Genomic DNA, 25,446 nt, shown 5'->3' on the forward strand with positions numbered 1-25,446 from the left:
TATTTTTGGTTTGATGGCATTTACGGCCCAGGCTTTTTGAAATCCATGCCCTTGGCACCTCCCGCAACGCTTTCAAGTTTTCCTGATCCACCATGAGCCTTACGCTCAGTTGCAGATGTTCCTCCAACTCCGACAGCACCGCGTCCACCCATCCAGTCGAGAACTTTCTCTGGCAGAACATCGATGGTTTTAAAGGCTGAATTAGCGAGACCATAGGCTGTGACGCAGTAAAAAATGACGTAGAAAATGGTGACAACCAGCCCGGAACTCGACCCGTTGTTAGCAGCAATGATTGTGGGATAGAAAAAGTCGTTAAAAAAACGGATCACGGTATTAAAGATCAACATTCCTGAAATTAGACCGATGACCATTAAGACGGGACGGAGGATGAGTTGTAGGAGCAGGTTATATCCGGCAGCGGTAGTCTGGGTGTATACGCCACTGCCACTCGTTCCAAGATGAGCTAAAAGCAGGAGCGGACAAAAGACCACGGCCGCCAAGAGATTGACGAGCCAGGAGAGAACCCCAAATACAAACCGGACAAAGGGGAGTAGAGGTAGCCAAATGGCAAGGGTTGCTCCAGGAACCAGGAGCGCAAGCAGGGCAATTCCAACAAAATTGAAAATTGTTCCATTTACCAGGGGTATTAAACTCGCACCGGCTAATGCCCCAAATCCGGTAAGGGCAATCCACATAATGGCATGTCCTGTTGCGGCCAAATCAGCGAGCGGGTTTGATCCTTCAGCTTCAACGAGACTTAGGACGACTTCGTTTATTTTGAAATACTCCACCAGGATATCCCATAAATCGGGGGATCCTGCATCTGCGAGAGTGGATGTTGTGCGCCTTAGACTTGATGATGTGGAACTTTCGCTTGAGTAATCATCCCACCATATAGAGAGGGCTCCCAGAACATTGCCCGTAACGGGCACCTTCCGCTCAACCGCTCCTAGCGGGAGAGAGACGCTTGGCAGAGCTGCAACGGTTGAGATGAACTCTCCATTGACGGTGGCGATCTTGTGGAACCAGGCACCAGCACTGACCCAACCTTCCTCTGAAATTTGATCGACTGTTTGCTGATTAATGTTGGCTTGGGTTTGTGACTTTGCACTCTCGATTGCCGAGAGAATATTACTATGCCAGGTGGAGACTATTCCTCGATCCTTCAGAAGCTTCCCAGGATTGGGCAGGGGTGTGCCAAATTCTGGTGTTCCCGGTATGAAGTGGGCAGTAAGCTCTCTTGCCAGTCTTATTATGGCGGGCCGTGTTGTTAGGAACGCTTGCTTATGGGCTGTGATAATTGGTGCATTAATCTCATTACCTTCTTTGTTAAGGACCGGGAAACGAACCTGACCACAAGCGCGTTGATCGAGGGCACCTGTACGGCCGTCGTAATTAATCAGAGTTTGTCTGTTTGTTGTGTGTGTAATGTTGTTGTTTGTAACTTGGTGATCTACGTAAGTTTGGACAACCTCGATGTAGGGATCATCGCCGGCGCGTGCGGCCATAATGTTGGCAGATATGGTGCAGGCTTCAACAATGAGGAGCTTACCAACGAGCTGGTCGATTTCAGCGGGTGGTCGGGGGGTTGAGATGGGGTTACCAGTAACAAGAGTAGCTTCTGCAAATTCCGACCATACTTTAGTCGCGAGTGAGCTGCCAGCATTGGCGAGGCTAATGACCAACATCTGCCCACCCGAAAACCCTAAAACGGGGAGGGGGAAAATCAGAGCAACGGCTATGACACTTCTGATCAGAAACCAGGTGAGGTTGCTCTTTTTCCCACCGGCTTCACCGTCTTTATCTTCAGCGGTTGCAACAACAAGGTATGCGGCTTGGTAGATCATGATGATCATGGCAAAGACAAACATGCCGGTGTTGTAGATAAAGAGCATCTTTCCCAAGGCACCTTGAAAGATTGCGCCTGCTGGTCCTGTTGTGCTCGCCCCGAATACATCTGCAATCATGGTCTCTGACCTGCCAGGAGTATCAAAGAGCGATCCCACATCCTGAGCGTGAGCTGGACTGAGAATAAGGCCACTGACAAAGGTAATAATGGATGCGACCGCAAAGAGGATTAGCCCGAGTACAGCCAGTAAGGCTGGTGCCTTACGGTAAACACTGTTCCAGTTTCGTTTGTTGATATCTCCAAAAAGAACAGTCGTTGCCATCCTTAAATGAGAGAACAGGCTGTTCTCATCGATGAGAGATTTTTGTGGCAAAAGACCGCTGACAACCAGAGGGATCAAAAGCAGGGGGCGGAGGAGTTTACCCGTTTGAGTTATAACAGGAAGCCTCCACTTGAATTGCGGCATAAAAACAAACGCCAAGCTTGAACGAACGGGTCTCTTCGAGGTTGGGTTTATGTCTGAGGTGTTTGCCATAGAGAAAATCCTTACTCGCTATCAAAGCTTGATGTTGGTGATGTTTGTCCATCCCCACTATCGGATCCGCCTGTGGCGGCAGGGCTGTCCCTGATAGTCCCTGGGTATGAGAAGGTGGAGCCATTCCCAATGGCGGGGCCATCCCCGATGGTGGGGGTGAGAGCCTTTTCTGCTTCCATGGCAAGGCGGGTTGCCTGGAGGGAGGTTTGGAGTTCGATACTTTCAGATACTTTGTATAGGAGGGAGAGCATGAGGGCTTGTTGGCTGGCTAATTCCCTTTGCAGGTTTGCCGGCTCCATTGCTTGCAGTGAAATGTGATAGTTGGGGTTTTCATACTTTTCTCTCATGAGGATGGCCTCAAGTTCCTTCCAGGAGATATTATCTGGAATATTTTCTGCTTCAGGGAGGGCTGCCCTTGCCCATTCTCCAAGGTTCACGGAGGGCAGGCGTTCAGCGTAAACATTGTTCAGAGCAGAGTTGGCCAGCCCTATTCTTGATTGGGCAGAGAGCCTTTTAATGTGACGTCTTCTGTCTTCATCGCTGTTGAGATCGCGTAAGGGCAAGGGATCTGGCGCCAGAGGTGTGGTTAGATTTGTAATAAAATCTCTGGCGGCTTGTTGTTCCAGAGATGTTTCGAGGGTTCTCTTACCAAAGAGAGAGGATGGATTGATATCGGCGTTATGATTTTCAGAAAGTCCGGAGCAAATGCCTTTCCCATCGGCAATATCTTTTGGAGAACACCATGTTTCAACGCGCCGGTTCCATCTAATTGCCACATCGGGAGCCTGACCATTTTGTGCAGGTGTCCCTTGCGTGTTGGCTAACCGGTTAATTTGAGCGGTTGTTGTGTCTGTTGCGGTTCTTTGCGCATGTTGCCTGGCTGCTGAAATACCGATAAGCCCGCTTACGGTTTCACAGGCATTTGAGGAGGGCAGAAAATCACGAGTTGCTTCTATCTGGGCTTCTTCTCGGGCGATTTGTGCATTGGATTGGTTCTGAGCATCAAACATGCGGCCTATGGCCGTTGTTTGTTGTGTGATATAGGCGGATATCTGGCCAGCATGGAGTTTGAGGGTTTGGACCAGGTTCAACTCCAGAGTATTAATTCTGGAGTTGATCTTAGTTACGGCCATTTGTGCGGCCTGAATATCGTTATCTGTGGGATCACAGGATTTTGCGAAAGCCTGTTCACTGCCAAGCGCGGAAAGAGCAAAAACAAGAGACCCTGAAAGGAAAAGGGCGGGGGCTTTTTTTAAGAATTTATACTTCACTGACATGGTGTGCCTCTTGTTTGTTTCTAACAGTTTTTTAGGGAAATATGCCCAAAACTACGTGTTTTTCCGTACTTGTTATTAGGTGTGAAATATTATTATAATGAACGGTCGATTTCGTTGCGGGTAATTTCTATTTTAGCTTGCAATCCGTCTAATAGTTACACGTAGCGAGATCGGCACCACTTTCCATCTCAAAAGAAATTCTTGAAATAATCGAAGGTGTTGTCGGTTTCCTGATTAGGGATACCAGGTCCTTTTGGTGGAACAATTGTCACGTCAGGGAGTTCTGGTGTTTGCGTTGTTGGCAGGGTTACCTGCAATCCGGGAACAGTTGGGATTTGCGCGTTAAAGACGGCTTCATCAAAGGGTTTTGAGACGCTTTGTGTGTAATAGTCCTTGGCGACGGAACAGACCCTTTGTTTTACCTGATTGATCAATCCATCGATGACGGAATTTGGATCAAAGAGGATGTTCAAGTTTCGTATGTTGTAGATGTCATCGAGACAGCCGAGATCGAACACGGACTTTGGCAGTCCAATTCCTGATTCTGGATTATTAATAATCCCTGCTGCCCGCTCGGCACCTGTTCTGGATGCTTCAAGCAAAGCAGATTTTACTTCTGGATTACACGCCAGTTCGGCGGCACGTGCCGTTTGTGAAAGCCCTATAGAAAGAGCTATTACGGCAGGGATAATTTTTGAATATTTCAAACGCATTTTAACTTTCCCTTTAAGGGTGTTTTAAAATCCTCTACGGCAAAACGGATTTCAGGATCTCTCTCGAGATTCCCGACGAGAATTACTTTATTTATGGAACCGGCCATTAATTTAACTTTCTCTTTGAGGTTGGATTTTTGATATCTGGTTTTCAGATAGCGGTGCGATGATTACATCGCGGATGCAATCGACAATTTCATCTGGGGGCCAGTCGCTATGGAGGAGGTTTTCGATAAGTTCAAGCCGGTGAATTTCGTTATCGACACTTGCCGCAATAACCTGGCTGCATTCATAGGGCAGTAGAGAGGAGAGTTGTGAAATGGTCTCTTCTCCTTCGGGCATTTCTCGGTCGATCACAAAGGTTGCAAAGCGTTTCATTGCTGAGCACCTATTTCTGCTTCGGAGAGTTCTTCTCGAATGTCCTCTTCGTTTACATAGTAAGTCGCATCCATGACGTACCGGATACTTACTCCTCTGAACTCTGAATTTTCATTGGCGGCTTTTACATAATTTTCCATCCATAAATAATGAGGATAGCCGTCTAGAAATGAGGGATGAAATAAACTCGTTGTCTCAAATTCAAGTCTATCATTATTGCTATCATCCCAACCTGAGCGATAACCTTCTTCAATACAGAACTGTTGAATTTTAAACGCGAGTGAGTGATCTATTTGATCAGAGGATAACCCAGACCAGATGGGTTTATCTGTTCCATTTGATGACCATTTTGGAGCTCGGTCGTTTGAACCAGAATTAGCGATGATGCCCATAAAATTCTCCTTTCAAATTTGAAACATTAAGACTGAGTAACGTGGAGCTATCGTGCGAGCCATTCCTGAGCAGAAACTGTTTGGTTTTCTGTCTTTGGAAAAGTTGGCGATATGGGTTGGACGGGTTCATAGGAACTTGCTTGGAGGCGATAAGATGGACCAGTGGTGTTTTGTGATAGAAAGTATTGGCTGATGCCTCCAACTGCGAGCAGGGCAAGTACAGCAAACCCGTAAAGGGGAAGTTGGGGGATTTTCCCAAGACCCGTTGTTTTTTCCCCTTGAGGGATGCTGGACGGTTTTTTCGAACCAAGTCTCTTGTAGAGGGATAAAATATCGAAGCCTTCAGGGACAGGACCTAGATTTGTCTCCATGCCATCTACGACCAGGTATAAATGAGTACCTTCGTGTACAAAGTCGTCTTTTTTCAGGGTGAAGTTAAATTGCACATAGCGATCGAGATTTACATTGCACGTAACAGGCTCACCTGATCCCGTACTCTGAATAATCAGTGTGTTCCCGGATACTGAAACCTCTATTTGTGCATATCTGGGCTCAGTCGATGTAACTTGATTTCGGTGCATTATCTCTGTGTCTCCAATTTATCAGCAAGGTCTGCGCTTACAGCTTCGTTTGTCGCGTGGGCAATTTCCCCAAGCCGTGTGCGCTCATCAACTAATCGAGTGATCTCTGCTTTTGCAGAAGCATCTGGGTAGTTTTTGGCTAGTATCTCTCGGGCACGCACAGCCCCCACTCTGCTTGAGAGAGCATCACGCAGAGCCACATCTTCAGGTGTGGTGGTTAATGCCCAAAGCTCGGTTGCTCCCAGGGAGTTAAAGAGGAGCTGTTCAAATCGGGATTTTCCATCTCCCCCACCACTAAGACTTAGGACAGTGGCGCCTTCTTTTGTTGGGGGGCCGAGGTCATGTCGTAGAATTGATTTCGCTGTCTCGCTTAGATTGAATTTTTCGAGAGCTTCATTAATAGGATCGGCATTTCCACCCAGACCGAGTATCCAGGTACCAGATGCGAGATCGATCATTTCTTTTGGAAAGTCATCGAGCATCTGGGTTGCAACTGATATCTGTACATTGAGTTTTCTGGTTTCTCGCACGTCACGGATTGTTTGCTCGATGAAAGCTTTCGCATTACCGGTTCTGTGAAACTCGTCGTACATAAGTCTTTTGGACATGCCGAGCAGTGACTTGATCCGGGCTTGATGCCAAGGTTTGTACAGAGGAGGAACAGAGGAAATCATATCCAGATCAAACCACCAGTGATGTACCAGAACATGCCGGGCAAACATGTACATGATGGATGTTTGATGCTTGTCAGCATCAGAAGTACCTTGGGTTACTTCAGCAAGATCGAGAGAACAAATACGGGTACTTCCCAAATCAAAGAAGGTCTCTCGTGACAGAATGGGATATCTTTTAGCAGCGTTGTTAATCCGCCGGTTAAAAACATCGATGATGCTTTCGCCGCTCACCTTCGTATTTTTCATAAGATTTGAAACGCGATCACTGTTTGCTGCGCGAACAGCGTCACTTAATACAGGTACCGCAAATCGTTGTGCTCTTGAGGCGAGCTCAATCTTGCCCCTTTCAAACAGGTAATCGACAACTTCCCACCAAAGAGTTTCACTGTCTATTTCAAACCCAAGTTCATTAAGGCCGGCATTAACTGCCATATCAGCACTGGTGGTATATTTTTTGGGGCTGTTGTTCTCCTGGTCATCAGAAAATATCCGATACATCTCATCGATAACATTGTAGATGAGATCCGTCATATCCTGTGAGGGTTCTTCGTTTGGACCTGATACCAACAGGCTATAAAGCCCCTGAAGGTATTTGGCTTCCGAGGTCATGGGGAGGCGACAACCAAGTTGGGTATCGTGGGGATTGACGGCCATGGAAGGATCCATGGTCAGCTTGATATATTCTGCTTCATGCTGACGTCCCGGGGGTAAGGCAGCCTTGATCATTGATATCAACCCAGAAGATGATTTCCCGATATCCAGAATTGCCATGTAGGGTAGCTTTTTACTCTTTGCCCCAAGGATGGAGGAGAAGGCCATTGAGTTTTGCAGCACAGATTTTCCCATACCAGGCTTGCCGTAGATAATGTCAAAGACAAAGGGAGATAGCCCGGTATCCGGTCTATAAGGCCAGGGCTTACCGTCTTTGGATCTAAATATGTGTGTTCCGGCCTTTGAAGGACAGGCGGGGCGTTGCAGAGGCAACATTTTGAGGGCATCTCCCAAAGATGTAATTGCGGGAGTTCCCGTCCCACTACAGGATACCCCCGGTGTTGTGGCAAAAAGTGCTTCGAGGGGATCCCCCGTTTTTGAAGTGACTTCTGCACGTCCCCAGCCCTGAACCGCCCGTTCAAGATGAGCAACATTGTGGCGTAAGGTTTTTAGAACGCCGTCCTCTGTCCAGGTTGCCAGAGAACATCTGAACCTGACGATAGCTTCTCCTTTTTGTGCACGGGAGAGTTGGACATCAATGGCCTCACTTACCAAACGGTTACTCGAATTTGTGATCCGTAATGCCGCAGCCATCCGGCGTTTGTAATTCATCTCTCCCGCGCCCTCGATGAGCACGGACATTCTAAAGGGCACACGTAACCCAGCCAGGCGCCCAATAAGTTCACCAAAGGGGCGTTGGGAGGCGGGGACACGGGTCATATCAATTGGTGACCACAACCAACCATCCGCTTCTACGCACTGACTATTCACAATTGTAAAATCCGTATCACAAACCTGGTGGGCCAGTTTTGGCCAAAGGCAGGTTGAAAAATCGTTGGGTGTGGCAATGCCAGGTTCTACAAAATGTATTGGATCCCCATCAAGTATGGGCTCCCATTCGGGGGAGGTGAATTGAGGTCGTATGCCTTTACGCACCTCGTTTAGGGTCTGGCGTTTATCCAGAAGGTCAGCTTCAAGGTTTCCTCCCTCACCGGTCAGGGCATATTTGACACTCCCGACAAAGCTATCGTGCCTGGGGCGCAGTACCTCTGATGTTGCTGTGGGATCCATGGCGATCTTTGATCTGCGATCAGGCCAATCCAGTCCCTTTTTGATATCTTCTTGTTTGTTGCGGTTGGCTTCTTCCGAGTTCATTGCAGCGGGATGGGTCCAGCAACAAAGCAAAAGGGTTTCTTCCGAGAGGAAATTGGTGAGGGTATTTCGTGAGCGTGACGTTAACCGCATCTGTTTGAGCTAATGAATAATGGTTATGCTTCATTTTTCTTTTGAATGGAGCGTTTAATGTCAGCAATTGAGAACGATTTATCGCGAACAGAATTCCATTGGCTTGAGCATGCGCGTTCGTGTGAGTTAAACGGGGTGGGCATGAAAGCTTATGCCGAGGCACACGATCTTGACCTGAAGGATTTTTATCATCAAAAGGGGGAGCTTGTTAAGCGGGGTCTTTTTGTTGTTTCTAGTCGAGATGAAAATTTACACAAGATTGTAAATGGTTCAGCTGATGGCCCAGGCTTATTGTATTGTCAGGTTTGCCTTCGTAACGGGCTAGAAGTCAAATGGCCTGTTTCGGGGAGAACATCGGATTTAACATCTATTGTAGATGCACTTGAAGGTCTGTGATGCGGCGGCCTTCAGATGCTTTGCCCGTCATTTATCTTTGCGCAAATCCCGTTGATTTTCGTCGCGGCATAAATGGTTTGTCGATGCTTGTTGACGACATCCTCAGCCTTGATCCATTCTCTGGCTACCTCTTTGTTTTTTCTAATCGTCTAAGCAACAAGGTCAAGTTACTTTACTGGGAGAAAAACGGATTTTGTTTGTGGCAAAAGAGCCTTGAAAAAGATCGGTTTCATTGGCCACGACACTTGAGCAAAGGAGCCCGTATAGAGCTCAGTGGTCGCCAATTGAACTGGTTGCTGGATGGTGTTGACCTCCGTCATGTGAAAGAGCATAAGCCTGTAAATTATTCGGAGATATATTAAATATTTACAGCACTTTATACTGTTTTGAAGAGTATAAATTTGGTATACTTCGGCTATGTCAAAAGCGCCCATTTCTTTCCCTGAAAGCCTTGAAGAATCACGTATTTTAATAGGTGGTCTTCATGCGCGTATTGATATTCTTGAAGAGCAAAACAGATTATTGCGTCATCAGCAGTTTGCCGCTTCCAGTGAGAAGACATCCCCGCAAGAGCAAGGTCTCTTGTTTGATGAAGCAGAGGAAGCGGCTGAGGACGACACAGGGGCAGAAGACGATGATAAAGAGATCAAAGTTCCAGCTCATACCCGTAAAAGGGGTGGACGCCGCTCTTTGTCAAAAGACTTGCCCCGTGTGCGGATTGAACACGATATCCCCGAAGAAGAAAAGATTTGCGCTTGCGGATGTGGTCTTATGGCCAGAATTGGGGAAGAAGTCACCGAACAATTGGATATAATTCCGGCTAAAATGCAGGTTCTTCAGCATGTGCGTTTCAAATACGCCTGTAAATCATGCGAAGAAGGCGTAACAATCGCGCCCTTGCCACCACAGCCCATCCCCAAAAGCATCGCTTCTGCTGGACTTCTTGCTTATGTGGTAACGGGAAAGTATGTGGATGGCCTGCCTCTCTATCGTATGGTACCTGTTCTGAACCGCTCCGGTGTGGAGTTTAACCGTACATTACTCTCGCGGTGGGTGATCAAATGTGGTGATCTTGTTCAGCCCCTGATTAATCTGTTTACCGACCATCTCCTAAACTACGATATCATTGCCATGGATGAGACTGGCGTTCAGGTCTTGAAAGAACCTGGGAAAAAACCTCAAAGCAAATCCTACATGTGGGGGCAAAAAGGAGGCCCTCCGGACCAGCCAGTGATCCTGTTCCACTACGATCCCTCCAGGGCGGAGGATGTGGCAAGGCGATTGTTGGAAGGTTACACTGGGTATCTTGTTAGTGATGGATATCAGGTCTATCTGAATGTGACATCCGACAGCACAATCATCGGCGTCGGATGCATGGCTCACGCCCGGCGTAAGTTCAATGATGTCATCAAGGCACGGAAGAAGTCCAAAAGGCGAAAACCCGGCCTTGCCGATCATGCCATGGAGGCCATCAGAGCTTTGTACCGCATTGAAAAGCTCGCAAAAAACATGAGCGATAACGAACGTCGGCTATTACGCAAGGAAAAGGCCAAACCAATCCTTAAAGACTTGAGAGAGTGGATTACCAAGGTCAAATCGTCGGTGCCGCCGACATCGTTACTTGGCAAGGCTTTGCACTACATTGATAAGCAGTGGCCTCGGCTCATTCGCTACCTTGATGATGGCCGCTTGCCAATTGATAACAATGAAATGGAGCGCGTAATTAAGCCGTTTGTAATAGGAAGGAAAAATTGGCTGTTCTCAAAATCCCAAAATGGTGCCAAGGCCAGTGCAAATCTTTACTCTATCGTCGAGACCGCCAAGGCTAACGGGATCGAGCCATATTCATATCTTCGACACATTTTTACCCAATTACCTAAAGCAAAAACCGTCGAAGACTTTGAAGCTCTGCTGCCCTGGAACGTCAACAGAAACAACGTAACACCTTACATCATGCAAAAATAGGTGCGGTTAACGTCACGCTCACGGTATTTCCTCTGGTATCGAGAATGTCGTGTAAATCAAGCCCGGCGATATCAGCCCCGGATCTTGCAGGAGCCATGAGATTTTCAAGGGCGCTTGAGGAGATATCAGGAGATCGTCCAAAGAAGATTTGAACAGCTTGGCCATACTCGGACATAGGGCCGTTCAGAGCAGTTGATATGTTGGAGATCATAAGATCAAATTCTTTGGATCCAGGTAGACTACGGGAGCCGTTAATCCTGAACATGGACATCAGAGCACCCTTGTGTGTGGCAAGGGTTGTGGCATCCGCAGCACATTCCAGATCAATGAAGCTTTCAGCAGTGCTCTTGGTTAGAGCAATCCAGCTTTCTTGTATGGAGCTTTGTAAAGATCTGAACATGTGAGCGGCTTTCGTTTGTTTGGCGTATGTTTCTGGGGTTAAAAGGTTGGGATACCAGGAGCGGATGCGGCGGTCCCAAAAGAGCCGGCAACGGCAGAGATAATCGTGGGTAAAATGATCAGACATACACCGACAACTATTCTCCATATACCTGTACTCACCTCGGCTTGTTGGGGGAAATTCTTGGCCTTGTTTGCATAGGCAAAACCTGAAATGACAAGAATGATCCCGACCACATAACAGATGATGGAAAGCAGGGTTGGCAGCGAGGAGAGTGATTCTGCGAGAGCTGTAAATACTTCATTCAGGGTTGCTGCGTGAGCAAGGCTTGATGTCGAGAGATAAAATCCTGTACTTGCGAGAAAGGTCGTAAATACTCTTTTGAGGGTGCTAAACATAAATGGCTCCACTTTATGTGATTTCTAAAATATCGATTTTGAGGGTGTTTTGGACGACTGAGATAACGCTGAAAATATTCCAGCAGGCTGTTGCGGCAAAAAGCCGGAAAATACCGCCTGAGAAAGTCTTGCCTCTTTTGCCATCACTGGCATCGAGCAGATTAAACCAGGCTGAAATAAACCAGATCAGTCCGCCGATCTGGATAAAGCGCAGGACAACCTTGATAATTTGTTGGGCTGCCTTGCGTCCTTCACTCTCTGCGGTATTCGATCCAAAGGATGCATAGGAATAACTGTCACTGCCAAAGAGGGATTGGCTAAAGAGATCAAGGTGAGAGGGGAGTGTGATGAGAACGCCGCCCACAACCAGTGACATGATTGTACCTGGTATGGATATCTGTGATCCGTGTCGCTCTGCGTGTTTGGGAATACGTAAGAGCCCGCGCATGACCAAAGCAATGGCCAGGACATAACAAACAATACCAAGCAAACCACGTAACGGCGCATCAATAGAAGTCAGCAGCGATGTTAACATGCTATCTATGGTGGGCGCGGCAAAGGCCGCTGTTGGCATAAACGTTGTGAAAACAAACGCTATAGACACGATAGCTAAAGCCGTAGATACTTTTTGCAGGGAGAAAACCCTTAAAGAGAGGGGTGATTGTTTCATTTAGGGACACCCGAGGCAATCACCCCGCTTGGAGCAGGCACTATGCCAGGTACAGACACTCCACTGATAAAGGCAATGCCAACAGGGGATCCGCTATTTACCCAAATGGTTGGCCCGGTTATCTGATTGTCCTGTTGTAATATTTCTCCATATTTTTTACCCACCGCTCCTGCGGCATTAATCGCCTGATCACTAAGATCAGGTCTTTCTTGCTCAGAGACTACAAGGTCTCCGTTAATACTGACATTGGTGAGAGGTTGCGAAAATCCTTGTGCAACACCTTGCAGTGCTGCGGCTGCGATGGGGAGAACCAGGCGCTCGAAATAATGGTGATCCACATCATCCGCGACCCCAAATTCACTGGTGTCAGGATTAACAACATAAGCATTTACAGCAAGTGACTGTCCTTTGTAGGAAAGCTGATCAAACTTGATCACCACAAGGTTTCTGGATTTTTGAAAGGTCCCTGTTAGCCTTTCCCCTTTTAAGGGCCCTTGAAGAATTTGAGCAATAACCGGCGAACTCAAATCCGAGTTTACCGTTGTAACAATCTGGCCATAAAATACTTTCCCCGGTGCAATCAGCCATGTCTGTGGAATAGTTTTGTTTGCTTGTGTGTCTCTTGCAGCCTGATTTTCCAACACCTGGTTTCGATTGTCGTTTTGCAAGGAGGCATAGGTGGCTGTCTTTGCTTTTAAGGGGCCGGCAAGCAAGCCTTTCATGGCTAAAACCATACGGGCCTGTTTTTGGCTGTAGTCTTCAGGGGGGGCTGTTTCTTGCGAATAGTCTGATATGGTATTTTCGGGCGTAGAAGGGGTGTTAATTAGAGAGGTTTCTTGCTGATCAAATGATCCGGCCACGTTAGGCAGATGGCTTTCCTGATCCTGTTCAGCTTTCTCATAAGCCTGTTCGTCAGCAATTCGGATAGATTGCTCATAAACAGCGGAGCCATTTTGATCGACATCACTCTTAACAACAGCAGGTTTGGATAAATAACTGGGCGTAGCATCATCATCTTTAAGGTATGTACTAAAGATGCTTATTCCGATGGCTATAATCCCAACGATGGCAATGGGAGCAATAACCATGGTTATCAGCGAGGGGCGTCTTTTCCAGAACGGAGGCTCTATCTGGGCAGTACTTTGCGTGTCTTTAGGGTGAGATGTAAGGGCGGGAGTGTCTTCTGAGGTATCCCGGTTGTTTTCATCGCTCATTGAATTATCTCCAGGCTTTGTTTATTTACCAGACGTAATTTCCTAATCCGGCCATCATCGGAGACGGTAATGCTCGGTGTTGACCTCATGGCATAGACAAAAGTGCCGTCAATTGCCCCTGCACGTTTGGTATATCCCGGAGAAAGCACCGTATATTTTGTTTTAAGCCAATACTGCCCCGCGTGTTCCCAGGCTTTTGTATTTGCTTCAGCTCCGGTAACGGAGAGCTTTTGAGCAGATACTGGTGGTACTCCCGTTAAGAAGGCTAATATGGTCTGATCGATACTTTGGATCTCATCGGGTACATCGATAATGGGCTTTTGGGCATTTGGCCCATAAGACCCAAGCCTGACATCCACTCGGTAATCGGCCTCGGATCTGCCTGATACAAGTTTGAGCACAACGGGTGTTGGGAGATCTCTAAGTGATATGCTAATGTTGCCAAAGGGGAGTGCTTTTTTAGGGATGAGGCGTATTTCATGCGCTCCTTCCAAATCGTAAGTTTGTGACTCTGCCTGTGACGTAAACCCGACGATTGTAAAAGCCTCTCCAACCGCCACAGAATTAATCGGCCACGCCTGCCCTGTCGCATCCAGAAAAACCAATGTTGTAATGTGGTTTTTTGCCAGATGAATGGTCTGAACCAAAGCATCGGATTGGAGAGATAGTGGTAAAGCTCTAACCACGGCTTTAGGCGCAGGGCCTTGAACTTGGTTAACGGCGTCCTCAACATCTTTAACAGACTGGCCAAATGTAATTATTTGCTCCGGTGCGAGAGGAAGTAATTCATCAAGGGCGCCCTCAAAAGCCAAGTCGGGGGGCGGAGGCGGAGCTAAAATGGCTTTATCCTCTGTGGTAGAAGTTGTTCTTTCGGATGTTATTGTCGTTGGCGTTACTCTGCTTGCGCTTTGGCGTTGTTCTCTTTGCTTGTTATAAATCAGACTGGTCGGCCCCTTTGATGAGAGAGCCGCAGCGGATGTAATATCAATCTGGCTTGCGCCATTAGACCAGCCAACTTTGAGGGCTGATCCTTTTGTTAGTTTTAGGGTCATCTCCAATGCACCCGTAACCACCTGTTGCTGGATATCCAACACATTTGGTAAAGCCGCGATATTGATATTATTGAGATCAACCAGGCTTTCTTTATAAAAGACAATTTTGTGTACCGGGCCTTGTGGTGCTTTGATTTCCCACCCAATAGGCGCCCCCCATTTTAGGGTAATCCTGCTATGTCCGTCTGACGTGGAGCTTTCACTGTAGATAGGAGTGGCCCCAGTATTAGGAACACCCCCAGTATTAGGAACACCCCCAGTGGTGGGACCACTGGGAGTGGTTGTTGCCGCCGTTGCAGAAGCACCCGCGAGAAGCAGACAAAAGCTCCCTACAACTAAAAGATCACGAAGTGATTTAGTCATTTTTGGCTCTCCATTGTGAAATTCCGATGCCAGACAAACGTTCTGATGTATCAACCCTGGTAATGATGAGTTCGATTTTTTGCCGGATGGTTTTGGTTTTGTTGCCCTTTTCAAAGGTGAGCGTGACCGGGATTTCTACTCTCCACCAGTGGACAGGAGCATCTGGTTTACTTTTGTTGATAATCTGAGGCGTACCAGAAGCGACAGCAGACATGACTTGTCTTTTATCGATAATGCGTTCTTCGATTTGGTTTGCAGGATTATTCAGGGCATTTCGATAGCCTTGATATCCATCATTTGTGAAATATTCGCGGCATTGCTCCAGGCGTAGAGCAAAGTCGTGAAATCCGAATGTTGAGCATTCCATGACGGCTTCTATTGTCCATGCCCGTAGCTGAGCGTCTGAGCGGTTCGGAGACGTCAAAGGCTGGATCGGGATAACTTCTCCATTTGGCCCAACAGGAAAAAACTTGTCTTCTGGGCTCCAGAGAAAGATCAGCCCGAATAAAGTCATGGCCAGAATACCCGCTGTTCCAACCCCGGTAAAAGCAACCATGCGCCAAAGGTGATAACCTTTGTAATAATGTTCTAGACGGGCGGTTGCCTGCATGTGCCAATCTTCGCGTCGGCTCAATTGACTGCTCCTCCCGAGCTTTGTAGAACGAGTATTTTCAGGCTGTCAGGTTTGCCGGAGTGGATGTAGATTTTTCCTGAATTCTCAAATATCAGCAGGGGAACGCCTTCACCTTTCCAGTCGAAATACAAACGGTTGTTTGCATCGACCAGCCCCAGGCCGTTATTCACATTTGTTTTGTTTTTGATGAGTGAGGGGGTCTGCATGGCCGCGTTCCAGTTATCTTTGACCGGTCCTCCAAGAATGGAAGCGGATAATTCTGCGGATGCTTTGCCGAGCAGCCCAACGGGGATAACGTGTAGGCGCATAGCACCTTGCTCAATTAATGGAATGGCTTCTTTCCAAAGGGCGTGGCAATAAGGACAACGAGGATCCATAAAGATATGAAAGAGGGGACCAGAAGTGCCGTATGTTGCTCCGGGTGCTGCCTCCAGGCGGGCTTCCAATTGGGCCAGTGATTGTTCTTGAGATTTCTTTTGTGTGGACCTGGCTATTGGGGATTGCTGGGCGGGGAAAGTGTCTGGTTTGATTGAGGCAAGTTGAACACCCGTGATGGGTGTGCCATCGGGTTGGTAAAGGAGGCCGATGAGAACCGCACTTCCGTCCAGGGTGGAGTAAACCGTTTGTGCCTGGTTGTCTTTTTGCAAGAACCAACCGTTTAGCCCAAGATCTGATCCCAGATATTTAACCGTGGCACCATTTTCTTGCATGGAGGCAACGAGTTCGGGTTTGGGCGGAATGGTTATTGAACCAGGTTCTTGTGCTCCCTGTTCTTGCGCTAAAGCCGCCCCAAGAATAAAAGCACCAACGATAAAGGCGAGAGACGACCACAAAACATAAGTGATAAAATTAACAATCCTTTTGATCATGACGCGGTCTCCAGACAAGCAGGTATTGGAAATTGGCTGTATTCTTGACCATCCAAAAGCTGGCCGGCTTTCTTCTTGCCAACGCGCTCCATGACACAGGTTATGTCCTCGGGGTGTATGGCGGTTGGGTGAGATAGAGTTGCATTACCCCCTTTAAGGATTTTACCAGAACGTGGCCTCCACTCTCCCCATTGTTTAAAGAAAAAGGGAATGCTTGCTGCTTCACACTGCTTTTGTAGGGATCTGGCCCAATCCGGGGACATGGCCCGCGCCTTTGGGCCACTTTCGCCACCTGCAATAACCCAATCCAGATGATGAATTTCAGGCAGATCAATCGGCCCTAAAAGAGGCTCACAACTTAAGAAGTGTTTAGCTGCTGGCGTATCGATCAGAAGCGGAATGCGTAAATTCGCCATCTTCTGATTTTCAACGGTGGTTCCAAGCCACAGGTTGGTAATCAAATCATGTTTGGCTAGATAATCCCGAGCAATTTTGGGTCGTTTGGTTAGGACCAGCCAATCGAGATGTGGTGTGGATTTTATCAAAACAAAAAGACGATCGCGCCACTCGTTTGGAACTTCTGGGTCAAATACATCGGCAAGACTTGCGCAGAAAACTTTAAAGCGCTGATTAAGCCTTTCTGCTCTCGTATTCCAGAACAAAGGCTGCTTCCAGTTAACTGGGCTGGTGAGTTTCCGCTTTTTGCCATGCCCCCATTCAACCTGCTTAAAGCGGTTGGTTAGGGCTTGTGCGTAGCAGTTATCACAAGCCGGAGAGACTTTTGTGCATCCAATCCAGGGATTGAAGGTGTGATCACACCATTCGATTTTGCTGTTTCGAGCCATGCGATGGTCTCCTTTTGTTGGTGGTTAGGAGCTTTCAGCCTTTGCTGGACGAATAACGAGTTGTTTGTTTTCGTGGTAGAACCAGGGCACCATGGGAGCGATGGTCTTGTTTGTTTCAGCAAGGGCGGTTACAGCTTCTTCAAAAGAGCCTTTGAAACTGGCTTTTGAGTTGATGGTGTAATCGGGTAAGTCATTACTCCAAGAAAGCGTCCAGCCGCTTTGTTTGCTCCAACTTTCCAAAACTTGACGTACAGACGCGTGTCGAGAAGGGTTTACAGCCCACTTTCCTTGAGGCTTTGGCTGGTTATCCACGAACTCCTGGTCGTGATACCGGTAGAAGGTCACGGTGTTTTTTTCTGCCGAGTAATGCCACCGGTAACCGGTTTTCCCTGATATGCCATCAAGCAGGCCACTAAGTGGCCCTTTCCAGTTAATTGTAAGTGTTGGCGGTTTGGCCAGATCGATGTTTTTGGCATTGCTCCGGGAGGGGCGTTCTTCTATTTGAAACTTCATTTCTTGATCGAGTGATTGACCAAATGCGCTCTGTAGCAGGGATAAATCAGCCTCAATCCTTCCCAGAACAACCCGCAAGGTCTGTGGTTCAGAGATGGTTGTGTTTACCGAATGGGGTGTCTGTAAATAGGTAGGTAAAGGATCGGTTGGTGCGCGTACCAGAGTTTTATCTCCAAGCCAAACTTCGTTTGAAATTTTAAGGGGGGTGGGAGATTGAGATGGAGTTATAATAGGCTGTACGGGGGATTTTGTTGCTGCGATAGCTTTTGGGGTGGTTTTGGGGGCCGGTTCTGTAGCCCCGGATATGGTTTCACAGCCGCTTAACAGAGGTAGCCCAAAAAGAGAGAGAGCAAGTGCTGTGTTTAAGAGTTTTGTTTTCATTTTTTTGAGCCTTGATTGAGAATAAGCAGGAGTTTTCTGTTGTTTGTAAGCTCACCTATGGGCGCGGGGTCACTCGATGAGAGGGCTTTAAGCAGAGACGTTGTTGCGTTCTCAAAAGTACCGGAGAAGGCAAAACTGGATGCGATCGGCCAGTCACGATCAGTTAAAAACTGGATGCGGGTTTTTGATACTTTCCCCCAGTCATTCAAAACCTGACTTAAAAGTTGCCCACGCTGTACGTTCCAGGAATGCTTGGGCTTGGGAGCCGGAGGTATCCTGGTGATCACAATATTTGTATCTTTGCGATCGTATTGTAGTCCGGCAGATCCAAGCCCTTTCTTTAAGGCTTCTGGCCAAGGCTTATTCGCAGGCCATTGGATTTTTTCAGCTCCTGTGACCTTTGGCCCATAGGAAAGACTAAATCCCGAAGGAATAATTTTGTTGGTTGCCTGTGACAGAGGCTCGCCAGCAACAGTCATCACGGGAGCCTGTGCCTTTAAATCTGGAGAGATGTATGAGAACTCAGCTCTTGTTGGAGAGGCCATTAGGGTGGCCACAACAAGTAACCCTGAAAGAGGCAGGTATTTTAATGTTTTATTCAAGAGAAGTTTCCCTCTTTTTGGGTGTTGATTAAAAAGGGCAGGGGGGTGTGATCTATTGAGCGTCGATCATGTGCGCGGTCCCATGCAGGACGGTTTTTGCCAGCAGCCAGAGCCCTGATTGCTTTTGCAGCCCGCAGAGGGGTTAAGCCGTGCCCTTCCATAAACTTTAAAATGCCTATGGCAATAAACGCCAGGATCAGACTGATGATTTTCAGGCTGATTGTGGGAACAATAATTGCGCCTAGAATCAGATAAACCAGATGGCCATCAAAAATCCAGAACATCCATGGGATCTGCGTATCGCGCCAATGAGCTTGAGAGTGGGTTGTCATGTTAAGGACACTCTTTCTCAAGGGTCTTGATGGATCGTTCAAGGCCGTTATTTATATTTGAGTGAGGATGTCTCTCAGAGGCCTCAAAAGCATCCAAAACAGATTTCAGGAATGGGGAAATTTTCCCTTTTTTCAGGTGAGGTATAATGTTGCTTGTATTCACGCGCTCATTCCTTCTTGTGTAACACTGACCTGAAGCGGCCTTGGAGGTAAAATAGACAGCAGGGTTGATTGCTCAATCAGCCCCTTGTCATAGGCAACCTGGGCTGAGGTCTGCATGGTTTGGTTTTGATCTGAGGAGGAAAAGGCTTCTCTTAGGAGAAAGTGCCATTTGCTTCTGTGTGTACGGATAAGTTCATCAACGAGATCGTGCTCGAAACATAACCATTCTTTAAGGGCTGTCCGTCCCCCATTTGGGTTAGTCTCAAGCCGTTGCGAGATGATGATATTCAACTGCTTTACAATATCGATGGAACGACTATCGCGCTCGGGTCCTGGAAAAATATTGACGAGCCGATCGATGGTATCCAGGACGGTTTTTGTATGTGAGGTGGTGTAGACCGGTGATCCTTGCTGTGCGGCATTTATGGCGGCTTCAATAGTTTCCTTGTCCCGACACTCGCCAACAACAAGGATCTTTGGATACCGCCTCATAGAGACTTTCAAGGCTTCCAGAAAGGTTGGTATTTGAGTTGGAATTTCGATTTGGGTGATCCAGCTATGGGAGAGATCGATGTCATGAAAGACAAACTCGATAGGATTTTCGAAAGTCTGGATTTGACCACAAACACTGTAGAGCAGCGCACGGATTGTCGCAGCAAGCAAGGTAGACTTCCCACTTCCGGTCTCCCCCGTAATCAGGCTTAAGCCTCTTTTGTTGAGGAGAGCTTTCCTTATAGGGATCTCTGTCGAGATTTCATCAAAGTCCGGGGCTTTTTCGGGGAGTAATCTCAGGGTTATTTCGTGTGTGCGCTCACGTCCAGTTGTTCCAACCACGCACACCCGAAAACGCAAGCTTTTAAAGCGATCAACTTTTACCTGGTGAGAGAAATCAATTGCGGACCGATTGGCAATTAATCCTTTCCCGGTCTCGTTATATATTTCAGTGAGTATCTGATCGGCCTGATGGACATCTATTTTGTATGGTGTCACGGCATAAGCCAGACCATCTACGTAAATGCGAACAGGCTGGCCACCTTCGATCTTGATATCGGACACACCTTGTTCTGCGCTCCATTTAAGGAGGTCAGAGATCAGGCTCAAATCGAATTGGTGTGCAGCTTTGGGCCACACAAAATTTGGTGTTTGAGCGGCTTTTTGCTTGGGGGCGTGTTGGATTAAAGAGTTCATTGGCTTTGAGGCTCCCCTGGCAATAAGGACCCAGAAGAGTGTCCAGAAGTGGGGGGCGCTGTTTTTTGTTGATCTTCCGGGAGAGCGATCCAGCTGCTTGTATCCGGATTAAGACTGGATCCTCCGGTAATCCGCAGGGATCTTTCCCCAATTAGCAGGTGGTCTCCGCCACCAATAACGCCCTTATTGTTTTGGTCCGTGTAAGGTGCGGAAATCATATTTTTGGCAAGTAAAGTTCGATAGAGAACTATTCCGTGAAAGTCGCGTTTGAGTAGATCGAGATCGGCTTGAAAAATCTCCTCGGCTTGTTCAATCCCCGAGAGCCAACCTGCGGCAAGATGTTTGTCCCACCAGCTTTTTTCTTTTGCGTCTTTAGGATGGAGCGCGGTGGGGGGCGGAGCCACTCGATTTCCCCACTCGCGCTCCAGATAGTCACGCCACGTAGGCGCAACTGAAAGAATTTGTTCGTGCTTGATAATATCGAGGCTACGTTCTGATGTGACCGCGAGTTTACCGGTTTGATTAATGGCGATAGCGTTTCTGGTTTCCACTACGACAGGCGGGATCAAAAAAAGATTTCTGGGCTGAGGAATAACCAGTGCTTCGAAGCGCCAGATTTGATCGAGGTGTTTTATTCTGGGTTTTAGTTCCTGCTGGATTTCCCAAGTGCGCCTGGCAAGAGCGCTTCTGGCGCCATAGGAAAAGGCCGCATCTCTTTGTGCTTTTTTGCGCAGATCAAGTGCTTCGTTCTCTTCTGCACTATGGGCGTCGAAGTCGATTTCTCTTAAGGTGTTGAAGTTATCAGGCACAACAGCCGCGTCCTGTGCGACAGGTGCTACCTGTTGCGTTGGGGCAACGATGGTTGTTTGGGGGAGAGGCCTCGTACATGCTGAAGTTGTCAGGGCTGTGAATACCCCTAAAGAGAGAAGGATTGATTTAGTTTTCATAGATGATCTCCACTTTTGAGCGGCGTGTATCTATACGGAGTAAAGCTCTTGTGCCGGCTTGTTGACCTGTGTTTTTAAAGGCTTCTATGAGGGGGATGTCTTTACTTGCCAGATGGATAATAACGGGGACGGCAGGTGTTTTTCCGATAACCTGAAACTCGTACCTGGCAAGGGTTGCAAGCCTTTGAGCGACCCCGTCGAGAGGTCCTGTCCAATCGATTGTTACAGGTTGTTTTAATATATCTGGAATTAATCCTGGCGCTTTTGCTGCTAAGAGAGGTGTTTTAGCTGATTCAATTCGGCTAAGTGTTGCAAGGGCATGAGCTGCGGTGGTCGAGGCTTGATCGAGCTTGGTTAGGTTAGGTGTTTGAGAGATAACTTCTACAGGATCATTTTTTGTTTGAGTTGAAAATACCTTAAAGAAAGAGTCGTCTTGCAGTGTTTCACAGCCTTGCAGGGCTAGGCCGAGGACGCATAAGGGAATAAACTTTGATTTGAATAGTTTAGAAAGTGTGGTTATAAAATATAGAACTGCTCTTTTATGCATTGTGTTGGCGCTTACGCCTTTATTTAGAACGAGATCCTGATGGCCGGAATAGTTACTTTTGATACCCACGCATTTGTTAAGAAGATGGTTGCGACGGGTATGCCTGAAGAACAGGCTGAAGCTCTTGCTGAGTTGCAGGCTGAGATTGTAACGGATCGTTTGGCCACCAAGGATGACCTTGCGCTGTATTATAAGCAGACAGAAAAAGAGTTCTCCAAGGTTCGCGGAGAAATTAAAGACCTGGGCGCAGAGCTGCGTACTGAAATCGCAGAAGTGAAATCTGAAATCACAGAAGTGAGATCTGAAATTGCAGCACAATCTGCTGAGCTTCGGGCTGAAATGACAGATCAGACAGCAGAGTTCCGAAGCGAACTTGTCCATGTTCGTGCGGAAATTACGGATGTTCGAGCTGAAGTAGCTACAATTGGTGCCGACAACAAATTGATCCGCTCTGAAATGCAGACCATGAGCAAAGATATTATTATCAAGCTTGGTGGTACGATCGTGATCTGTGCCGGTCTTCTTTTTGCTGCTTTGCGCTATCTTCCTGCTGCCGTCTGAGTTAAAGTATTTCATTGAGCGCCCACCAGCTTATGGGAAGAGTTGAGCTTAATGCCTGTTTTTTTCTCAAAAGCGTCTCTTGAAATTATCTCATCCAGCTCTGGATCATAAATTTCTGCTGGGCCACCCGTACAAATAATTGGGCCACTCCCGAAACCCTCTAAATGAGAAACCTCATCGGCAGAATATATTATGACAAATGTAAAGAGGCCTGAAACTGTGCAGGGATCAATATCCCAATGGCTTAGGATACTTGAATAGGTTTCGCCATAAATAGGCAAAGGCGCAGCAGGATGGATAAAGTTTGGATCATTCCATCGATCAATTTGGTCCAAAGCTTCGTCAATATCCCCATTATCTGACATAAGATGGACAACACCATAATAATCATCGGCCCACATTGGTCCTATCTCTTCTGGATCGTCTGGCGGGCCAAACTCTTCTGGGTCGGGTGGATATAATGTGATTCCGCGAACTTCTACGTCTCGACCTGCCTTCAGCTCTGTCTTTGCATACTCTCGCTCGGCTTTTGTCAACGATGTCTGATCTGAGATTGAGGAGTTGGTTTCGACAAATTGAGAACGTTTTTCTAGAATTACACGAGTTACATCTGTTACGTGAGCGTGACGTTAACCGCACCTATTTTTGCATGATGTAAGGTGTTACGTTGTTTCTGTTGACGTTCCAGGGCAGCAGAGCTTCAAAGTCTTCGACGGTTTTTGCTTTAGGTAATTGGGTAAAAATGTGTCGAAGATATGAATATGGCTCGATCCCGTTAGCCTTGGCGGTCTCGACGATAGAGTAAAGATTTGCACTGGCCTTGGCACCATTTTGGGATTTTGAGAACAGCCAATTTTTCCTTCCTATTACAAACGGCTTAATTACGCGCTCCATTTCATTGTTATCAATTGGCAAGCGGCCATCATCAAGGTAGCGAATGAGCCGAGGCCACTGCTTATCAATGTAGTGCAAAGCCTTGCCAAGTAACGATGTCGGCGGCACCGACGATTTGACCTTGGTAATCCACTCTCTCAAGTCTTTAAGGATTGGTTTGGCCTTTTCCTTGCGTAATAGCCGACGTTCGTTATCGCTCATGTTTTTTGCGAGCTTTTCAATGCGGTACAAAGCTCTGATGGCCTCCATGGCATGATCGGCAAGGCCGGGTTTTCGCCTTTTGGACTTCTTCCGTGCCTTGATGACATCATTGAACTTACGCCGGGCGTGAGCCATGCATCCGACGCCGATGATTGTGCTGTCGGATGTCACATTCAGATAGACCTGATATCCATCACTAACAAGATACCCAGTGTAACCTTCCAACAATCGCCTTGCCACATCCTCCGCCCTGGAGGGATCGTAGTGGAACAGGATCACTGGCTGGTCCGGAGGGCCTCCTTTTTGCCCCCACATGTAGGATTTGCTTTGAGGTTTTTTCCCAGGTTCTTTCAAGACCTGAACGCCAGTCTCATCCATGGCAATGATATCGTAGTTTAGGAGATGGTCGGTAAACAGATTAATCAGGGGCTGAACAAGATCACCACATTTGATCACCCACCGCGAGAGTAATGTACGGTTAAACTCCACACCGGAGCGGTTCAGAACAGGTACCATACGATAGAGAGGCAGGCCATCCACATACTTTCCCGTTACCACATAAGCAAGAAGTCCAGCAGAAGCGATGCTTTTGGGGATGGGCTGTGGTGGCAAGGGCGCGATTGTTACGCCTTCTTCGCATGATTTACAGGCGTATTTGAAACGCACATGCTGAAGAACCTGCATTTTAGCCGGAATTATATCCAATTGTTCGGTGACTTCTTCCCCAATTCTGGCCATAAGACCACATCCGCAAGCGCAAATCTTTTCTTCTTCGGGGATATCGTGTTCAATCCGCACACGGGGCAAGTCTTTTGACAAAGAGCGGCGTCCACCCCTTTTACGGGTATGAGCTGGAACTTTGATCTCTTTATCATCGTCTTCTGCCCCTGTGTCGTCCTCAGCCGCTTCCTCTGCTTCATCAAACAAGAGACCTTGCTCTTGCGGGGATGTCTTCTCACTGGAAGCGGCAAACTGCTGATGACGCAATAATCTGTTTTGCTCTTCAAGAATATCAATACGCGCATGAAGACCACCTATTAAAATACGTGATTCTTCAAGGCTTTCAGGGAAAGAAATGGGCGCTTTTGACATAGCCGAAGTATACCAAATTTATACTCTTCAAAACAGTATAAAGTGCTGTAAATATTTAATATATCTCCGAATAATTTACAGGCTTATGCTCTTTCACATGACGGAGGTCAACACCATCCAGCAACCAGTTCAATTGGCGACCACTGAGCTCTATACGGGCTCCTTTGCTCAAGTGTCGTGGCCAATGAAACCGATCTTTTTCAAGGCTCTTTTGCCACAAACAAAATCCGTTTTTCTCCCAGTAAAGTAACTTGACCTTGTTGCTTAGACGATTAGAAAAAACAAAGAGGTAGCCAGAGAATGGATCAAGGCTGAGGATGTCGTCAACAAGCATCGACAAACCATTTATGCCGCGACGAAAATCAACGGGATTTGCGCAAAGATAAATGACGGGCAAAGCATCTGAAGGCCGCCGCATCACAGACCTTCAAGTGCATCTACAATAGATGTTAAATCCGATGTTCTCCCCGAAACAGGCCATTTGACTTCTAGCCCGTTACGAAGGCAAACCTGACAATACAATAAGCCTGGGCCATCAGCTGAACCATTTACAATCTTGTGTAAATTTTCATCTCGACTAGAAACAACAAAAAGACCCCGCTTAACAAGCTCCCCCTTTTGATGATAAAAATCCTTCAGGTCAAGATCGTGTGCCTCGGCATAAGCTTTCATGCCCACCCCGTTTAACTCACACGAACGCGCATGCTCAAGCCAATGGAATTCTGTTCGCGATAAATCGTTCTCAATTGCTGACATTAAACGCTCCATTCAAAAGAAAAATGAAGCATAACCATTATTCATTAGCTCAAACAGATGCGGTTAACGTCACGCTCACTCTGTTACACCAACAGAACAGAATTGCTTT

General features: G+C 47.3%; 29 protein-coding genes. 4 read left to right on the forward strand and 25 right to left on the reverse strand.

Annotated elements, in window-relative coordinates:
• Nucleotides 1-20 precede the first annotated feature (20 nt).
• The 7 genes from ACOGW3_RS00265 to ACOGW3_RS00295 all read right to left on the reverse strand — a co-directional run bounded on the left by ACOGW3_RS00265 (nt 21) and on the right by ACOGW3_RS00295 (nt 8,265).
• Nucleotides 21-2,384 carry a DotA/TraY family protein gene (locus ACOGW3_RS00265; RefSeq protein ID WP_419901119.1) on the reverse strand — a complete coding sequence of 788 codons (2,364 nt, stop codon included), beginning with the start codon at nt 2,382-2,384 and terminating at the stop codon, nt 21-23.
• A gap of 11 nt (nt 2,385-2,395) precedes the next feature.
• On the reverse strand, nt 2,396-3,661 hold the full coding sequence (locus tag ACOGW3_RS00270) for a hypothetical protein (RefSeq protein ID WP_419901120.1): 1,266 nt from the start codon (nt 3,659-3,661) through the stop codon (nt 2,396-2,398).
• Between the two features lie 188 nt (nt 3,662-3,849).
• Nucleotides 3,850-4,374, reverse strand: coding sequence for a hypothetical protein (locus tag ACOGW3_RS00275; protein ID WP_419901121.1), 525 nt, complete (start codon nt 4,372-4,374; stop codon nt 3,850-3,852).
• Between the two features lie 111 nt (nt 4,375-4,485).
• A complete protein-coding gene (locus tag ACOGW3_RS00280) occupies nt 4,486-4,752 on the reverse strand; it encodes a hypothetical protein (protein ID WP_419901122.1) in 267 nt (88 codons plus the stop codon).
• Entirely contained in the window at nt 4,749-5,144 is a 396-nt protein-coding gene (locus tag ACOGW3_RS00285; protein ID WP_419901123.1) for a hypothetical protein, read from the reverse strand. Before ACOGW3_RS00285 ends, ACOGW3_RS00280 begins: the two co-directional genes overlap by 4 nt.
• A gap of 47 nt (nt 5,145-5,191) precedes the next feature.
• The gene (locus ACOGW3_RS00290; protein ID WP_419901124.1) at nt 5,192-5,725 is read right to left on the reverse strand and encodes a hypothetical protein; all 534 of its coding nucleotides are present in this window, start codon (nt 5,723-5,725) and stop codon (nt 5,192-5,194) included.
• On the reverse strand, nt 5,725-8,265 hold the full coding sequence (locus ACOGW3_RS00295; RefSeq protein WP_419901125.1) for a hypothetical protein: 2,541 nt from the start codon (nt 8,263-8,265) through the stop codon (nt 5,725-5,727). The genes ACOGW3_RS00290 and ACOGW3_RS00295 overlap by 1 nt, the downstream gene beginning before the upstream one ends.
• 147 nt (nt 8,266-8,412) lie before the next feature.
• Between ACOGW3_RS00295 and ACOGW3_RS00300 the strand changes: the two genes are divergently transcribed.
• From ACOGW3_RS00300 to tnpC (ACOGW3_RS00310), 3 genes are read left to right on the forward strand one after another with little or no spacing between them, the layout of a single operon-like run.
• Complete coding sequence (locus tag ACOGW3_RS00300; RefSeq protein ID WP_419901112.1) at nt 8,413-8,751, forward strand: hypothetical protein; 339 nt, start codon at nt 8,413-8,415, stop codon at nt 8,749-8,751.
• Nucleotides 8,751-9,113, forward strand: a complete 363-nt coding sequence (gene tnpB, locus ACOGW3_RS00305) for an IS66 family insertion sequence element accessory protein TnpB (protein ID WP_419901111.1) — start codon at nt 8,751-8,753, stop codon at nt 9,111-9,113. Before ACOGW3_RS00300 ends, tnpB (ACOGW3_RS00305) begins: the two co-directional genes overlap by 1 nt.
• Before the next feature lie 55 nt (nt 9,114-9,168).
• Nucleotides 9,169-10,716, forward strand: coding sequence for an IS66 family transposase (gene tnpC / locus ACOGW3_RS00310; RefSeq protein ID WP_419901110.1), 1,548 nt, complete (start codon nt 9,169-9,171; stop codon nt 10,714-10,716).
• Here the strand turns inward: tnpC (ACOGW3_RS00310) and ACOGW3_RS00315 are convergent.
• From ACOGW3_RS00315 to ACOGW3_RS00380, 14 genes are all read right to left on the reverse strand, one after another.
• A complete protein-coding gene (locus ACOGW3_RS00315; protein WP_419901126.1) occupies nt 10,703-11,116 on the reverse strand; it encodes a hypothetical protein in 414 nt (137 codons plus the stop codon). The two genes, tnpC (ACOGW3_RS00310) and ACOGW3_RS00315, sit on opposite strands and share 14 nt — an antisense overlap.
• A gap of 38 nt (nt 11,117-11,154) precedes the next feature.
• The gene (locus ACOGW3_RS00320) at nt 11,155-11,514 is read right to left on the reverse strand and encodes a DUF6750 family protein (protein ID WP_419901127.1); all 360 of its coding nucleotides are present in this window, start codon (nt 11,512-11,514) and stop codon (nt 11,155-11,157) included.
• A gap of 13 nt (nt 11,515-11,527) precedes the next feature.
• A complete protein-coding gene (locus tag ACOGW3_RS00325; protein ID WP_419901128.1) occupies nt 11,528-12,184 on the reverse strand; it encodes a hypothetical protein in 657 nt (218 codons plus the stop codon).
• A complete protein-coding gene (locus tag ACOGW3_RS00330; protein WP_419901129.1) occupies nt 12,181-13,398 on the reverse strand; it encodes a DotG/IcmE/VirB10 family protein in 1,218 nt (405 codons plus the stop codon). Before ACOGW3_RS00330 ends, ACOGW3_RS00325 begins: the two co-directional genes overlap by 4 nt.
• Nucleotides 13,395-14,813, reverse strand: coding sequence for a DotH/IcmK family type IV secretion protein (locus tag ACOGW3_RS00335; RefSeq protein WP_419901130.1), 1,419 nt, complete (start codon nt 14,811-14,813; stop codon nt 13,395-13,397). Before ACOGW3_RS00335 ends, ACOGW3_RS00330 begins: the two co-directional genes overlap by 4 nt.
• Nucleotides 14,806-15,447, reverse strand: coding sequence for a DotI/IcmL family type IV secretion protein (locus ACOGW3_RS00340; protein WP_419901131.1), 642 nt, complete (start codon nt 15,445-15,447; stop codon nt 14,806-14,808). The genes ACOGW3_RS00335 and ACOGW3_RS00340 overlap by 8 nt, the downstream gene beginning before the upstream one ends.
• Nucleotides 15,444-16,316 (reverse strand): hypothetical protein, encoded by an 873-nt coding sequence (locus ACOGW3_RS00345; protein ID WP_419901132.1) that lies wholly within the window; start codon nt 16,314-16,316, stop codon nt 15,444-15,446. The genes ACOGW3_RS00340 and ACOGW3_RS00345 overlap by 4 nt, the downstream gene beginning before the upstream one ends.
• The gene (locus tag ACOGW3_RS00350; RefSeq protein WP_419901133.1) at nt 16,313-17,161 is read right to left on the reverse strand and encodes a phage Gp37/Gp68 family protein; all 849 of its coding nucleotides are present in this window, start codon (nt 17,159-17,161) and stop codon (nt 16,313-16,315) included. Before ACOGW3_RS00350 ends, ACOGW3_RS00345 begins: the two co-directional genes overlap by 4 nt.
• Nucleotides 17,162-17,185: 24 nt before the next feature.
• Complete coding sequence (locus ACOGW3_RS00355) at nt 17,186-18,055, reverse strand: TcpQ domain-containing protein (RefSeq protein ID WP_419901134.1); 870 nt, start codon at nt 18,053-18,055, stop codon at nt 17,186-17,188.
• Nucleotides 18,052-18,657 (reverse strand): TcpQ domain-containing protein, encoded by a 606-nt coding sequence (locus ACOGW3_RS00360; RefSeq protein WP_419901135.1) that lies wholly within the window; start codon nt 18,655-18,657, stop codon nt 18,052-18,054. The genes ACOGW3_RS00355 and ACOGW3_RS00360 overlap by 4 nt, the downstream gene beginning before the upstream one ends.
• Complete coding sequence (locus ACOGW3_RS00365) at nt 18,654-18,989, reverse strand: hypothetical protein (RefSeq protein ID WP_419901136.1); 336 nt, start codon at nt 18,987-18,989, stop codon at nt 18,654-18,656. Before ACOGW3_RS00365 ends, ACOGW3_RS00360 begins: the two co-directional genes overlap by 4 nt.
• A 159-nt stretch (nt 18,990-19,148) precedes the next feature.
• A complete protein-coding gene (locus ACOGW3_RS00370) occupies nt 19,149-20,339 on the reverse strand; it encodes a type IV pilus twitching motility protein PilT (protein ID WP_419901137.1) in 1,191 nt (396 codons plus the stop codon).
• Nucleotides 20,336-21,286 carry a type IV secretory system conjugative DNA transfer family protein gene (locus tag ACOGW3_RS00375; protein WP_419901138.1) on the reverse strand — a complete coding sequence of 317 codons (951 nt, stop codon included), beginning with the start codon at nt 21,284-21,286 and terminating at the stop codon, nt 20,336-20,338. Before ACOGW3_RS00375 ends, ACOGW3_RS00370 begins: the two co-directional genes overlap by 4 nt.
• A complete protein-coding gene (locus tag ACOGW3_RS00380) occupies nt 21,276-21,833 on the reverse strand; it encodes a DotD/TraH family lipoprotein (RefSeq protein WP_419901139.1) in 558 nt (185 codons plus the stop codon). The genes ACOGW3_RS00375 and ACOGW3_RS00380 overlap by 11 nt, the downstream gene beginning before the upstream one ends.
• A 39-nt stretch (nt 21,834-21,872) precedes the next feature.
• Here ACOGW3_RS00380 and ACOGW3_RS00385 point away from each other — a divergent pair, with 39 nt between their 5' ends.
• On the forward strand, nt 21,873-22,394 hold the full coding sequence (locus tag ACOGW3_RS00385) for a coiled-coil domain-containing protein (protein WP_419901140.1): 522 nt from the start codon (nt 21,873-21,875) through the stop codon (nt 22,392-22,394).
• Between the two features lie 11 nt (nt 22,395-22,405).
• Here the strand turns inward: ACOGW3_RS00385 and ACOGW3_RS00390 are convergent, their stop codons facing one another.
• The 4 genes from ACOGW3_RS00390 to ACOGW3_RS00405 all read right to left on the reverse strand — a co-directional run bounded on the left by ACOGW3_RS00390 (nt 22,406) and on the right by ACOGW3_RS00405 (nt 25,337).
• The gene (locus tag ACOGW3_RS00390; protein ID WP_419901141.1) at nt 22,406-22,930 is read right to left on the reverse strand and encodes a hypothetical protein; all 525 of its coding nucleotides are present in this window, start codon (nt 22,928-22,930) and stop codon (nt 22,406-22,408) included.
• Between the two features lie 103 nt (nt 22,931-23,033).
• Nucleotides 23,034-24,581, reverse strand: coding sequence for an IS66 family transposase (tnpC, locus tag ACOGW3_RS00395; RefSeq protein ID WP_419901110.1), 1,548 nt, complete (start codon nt 24,579-24,581; stop codon nt 23,034-23,036).
• A gap of 55 nt (nt 24,582-24,636) precedes the next feature.
• Nucleotides 24,637-24,999 carry an IS66 family insertion sequence element accessory protein TnpB gene (gene tnpB / locus ACOGW3_RS00400; protein WP_419901111.1) on the reverse strand — a complete coding sequence of 121 codons (363 nt, stop codon included), beginning with the start codon at nt 24,997-24,999 and terminating at the stop codon, nt 24,637-24,639.
• Complete coding sequence (locus tag ACOGW3_RS00405; RefSeq protein ID WP_419901112.1) at nt 24,999-25,337, reverse strand: hypothetical protein; 339 nt, start codon at nt 25,335-25,337, stop codon at nt 24,999-25,001. Before ACOGW3_RS00405 ends, tnpB (ACOGW3_RS00400) begins: the two co-directional genes overlap by 1 nt.
• Nucleotides 25,338-25,446: the final 109 nt, after the last annotated feature.

Origin of the sequence: Kiloniella sp., from assembly GCF_965205715.1 — a bacterium.
Classification (GTDB): Bacteria; Pseudomonadota; Alphaproteobacteria; order Kiloniellales; family Kiloniellaceae; genus Kiloniella.

What these genes read in the sequence shown, in the direction of transcription:
- ACOGW3_RS00375 (WP_419901138.1), bottom strand. Translation starts at nt 21,286, where the DNA reads ATGAAAACTAAATCAATCCTTCTCTCTTTAGGGGTATTCACAGCCCTG.
- ACOGW3_RS00320 (WP_419901127.1), bottom strand. Translation starts at nt 11,514, where the DNA reads ATGTTTAGCACCCTCAAAAGAGTATTTACGACCTTTCTCGCAAGTACA.
- ACOGW3_RS00280 (WP_419901122.1), bottom strand. Translation starts at nt 4,752, where the DNA reads ATGAAACGCTTTGCAACCTTTGTGATCGACCGAGAAATGCCCGAAGGA.
- ACOGW3_RS00325 (WP_419901128.1), bottom strand. Translation starts at nt 12,184, where the DNA reads ATGAAACAATCACCCCTCTCTTTAAGGGTTTTCTCCCTGCAAAAAGTA.
- ACOGW3_RS00345 (WP_419901132.1), bottom strand. Translation starts at nt 16,316, where the DNA reads ATGATCAAAAGGATTGTTAATTTTATCACTTATGTTTTGTGGTCGTCT.
- ACOGW3_RS00315 (WP_419901126.1), bottom strand. Translation starts at nt 11,116, where the DNA reads ATGTTCAGATCTTTACAAAGCTCCATACAAGAAAGCTGGATTGCTCTA.
- ACOGW3_RS00355 (WP_419901134.1), bottom strand. Translation starts at nt 18,055, where the DNA reads ATGAAAACAAAACTCTTAAACACAGCACTTGCTCTCTCTCTTTTTGGG.
- ACOGW3_RS00270 (WP_419901120.1), bottom strand. Translation starts at nt 3,661, where the DNA reads ATGTCAGTGAAGTATAAATTCTTAAAAAAAGCCCCCGCCCTTTTCCTT.
- ACOGW3_RS00385 (WP_419901140.1), top strand. Translation starts at nt 21,873, where the DNA reads ATGGCCGGAATAGTTACTTTTGATACCCACGCATTTGTTAAGAAGATG.
- ACOGW3_RS00405 (WP_419901112.1), bottom strand. Translation starts at nt 25,337, where the DNA reads ATGTCAGCAATTGAGAACGATTTATCGCGAACAGAATTCCATTGGCTT.
- ACOGW3_RS00265 (WP_419901119.1), bottom strand. Translation starts at nt 2,384, where the DNA reads ATGGCAAACACCTCAGACATAAACCCAACCTCGAAGAGACCCGTTCGT.
- tnpB (WP_419901111.1), bottom strand. Translation starts at nt 24,999, where the DNA reads ATGCGGCGGCCTTCAGATGCTTTGCCCGTCATTTATCTTTGCGCAAAT.
- ACOGW3_RS00380 (WP_419901139.1), bottom strand. Translation starts at nt 21,833, where the DNA reads ATGCATAAAAGAGCAGTTCTATATTTTATAACCACACTTTCTAAACTA.
- ACOGW3_RS00285 (WP_419901123.1), bottom strand. Translation starts at nt 5,144, where the DNA reads ATGGGCATCATCGCTAATTCTGGTTCAAACGACCGAGCTCCAAAATGG.
- ACOGW3_RS00335 (WP_419901130.1), bottom strand. Translation starts at nt 14,813, where the DNA reads ATGACTAAATCACTTCGTGATCTTTTAGTTGTAGGGAGCTTTTGTCTG.
- ACOGW3_RS00370 (WP_419901137.1), bottom strand. Translation starts at nt 20,339, where the DNA reads ATGAACTCTTTAATCCAACACGCCCCCAAGCAAAAAGCCGCTCAAACA.
- ACOGW3_RS00330 (WP_419901129.1), bottom strand. Translation starts at nt 13,398, where the DNA reads ATGAGCGATGAAAACAACCGGGATACCTCAGAAGACACTCCCGCCCTT.
- ACOGW3_RS00300 (WP_419901112.1), top strand. Translation starts at nt 8,413, where the DNA reads ATGTCAGCAATTGAGAACGATTTATCGCGAACAGAATTCCATTGGCTT.
- ACOGW3_RS00350 (WP_419901133.1), bottom strand. Translation starts at nt 17,161, where the DNA reads ATGGCTCGAAACAGCAAAATCGAATGGTGTGATCACACCTTCAATCCC.
- ACOGW3_RS00290 (WP_419901124.1), bottom strand. Translation starts at nt 5,725, where the DNA reads ATGCACCGAAATCAAGTTACATCGACTGAGCCCAGATATGCACAAATA.
- tnpB (WP_419901111.1), top strand. Translation starts at nt 8,751, where the DNA reads ATGCGGCGGCCTTCAGATGCTTTGCCCGTCATTTATCTTTGCGCAAAT.
- tnpC (WP_419901110.1), bottom strand. Translation starts at nt 24,581, where the DNA reads ATGTCAAAAGCGCCCATTTCTTTCCCTGAAAGCCTTGAAGAATCACGT.
- tnpC (WP_419901110.1), top strand. Translation starts at nt 9,169, where the DNA reads ATGTCAAAAGCGCCCATTTCTTTCCCTGAAAGCCTTGAAGAATCACGT.
- ACOGW3_RS00275 (WP_419901121.1), bottom strand. Translation starts at nt 4,374, where the DNA reads ATGCGTTTGAAATATTCAAAAATTATCCCTGCCGTAATAGCTCTTTCT.
- ACOGW3_RS00295 (WP_419901125.1), bottom strand. Translation starts at nt 8,265, where the DNA reads ATGAACTCGGAAGAAGCCAACCGCAACAAACAAGAAGATATCAAAAAG.
- ACOGW3_RS00365 (WP_419901136.1), bottom strand. Translation starts at nt 18,989, where the DNA reads ATGACAACCCACTCTCAAGCTCATTGGCGCGATACGCAGATCCCATGG.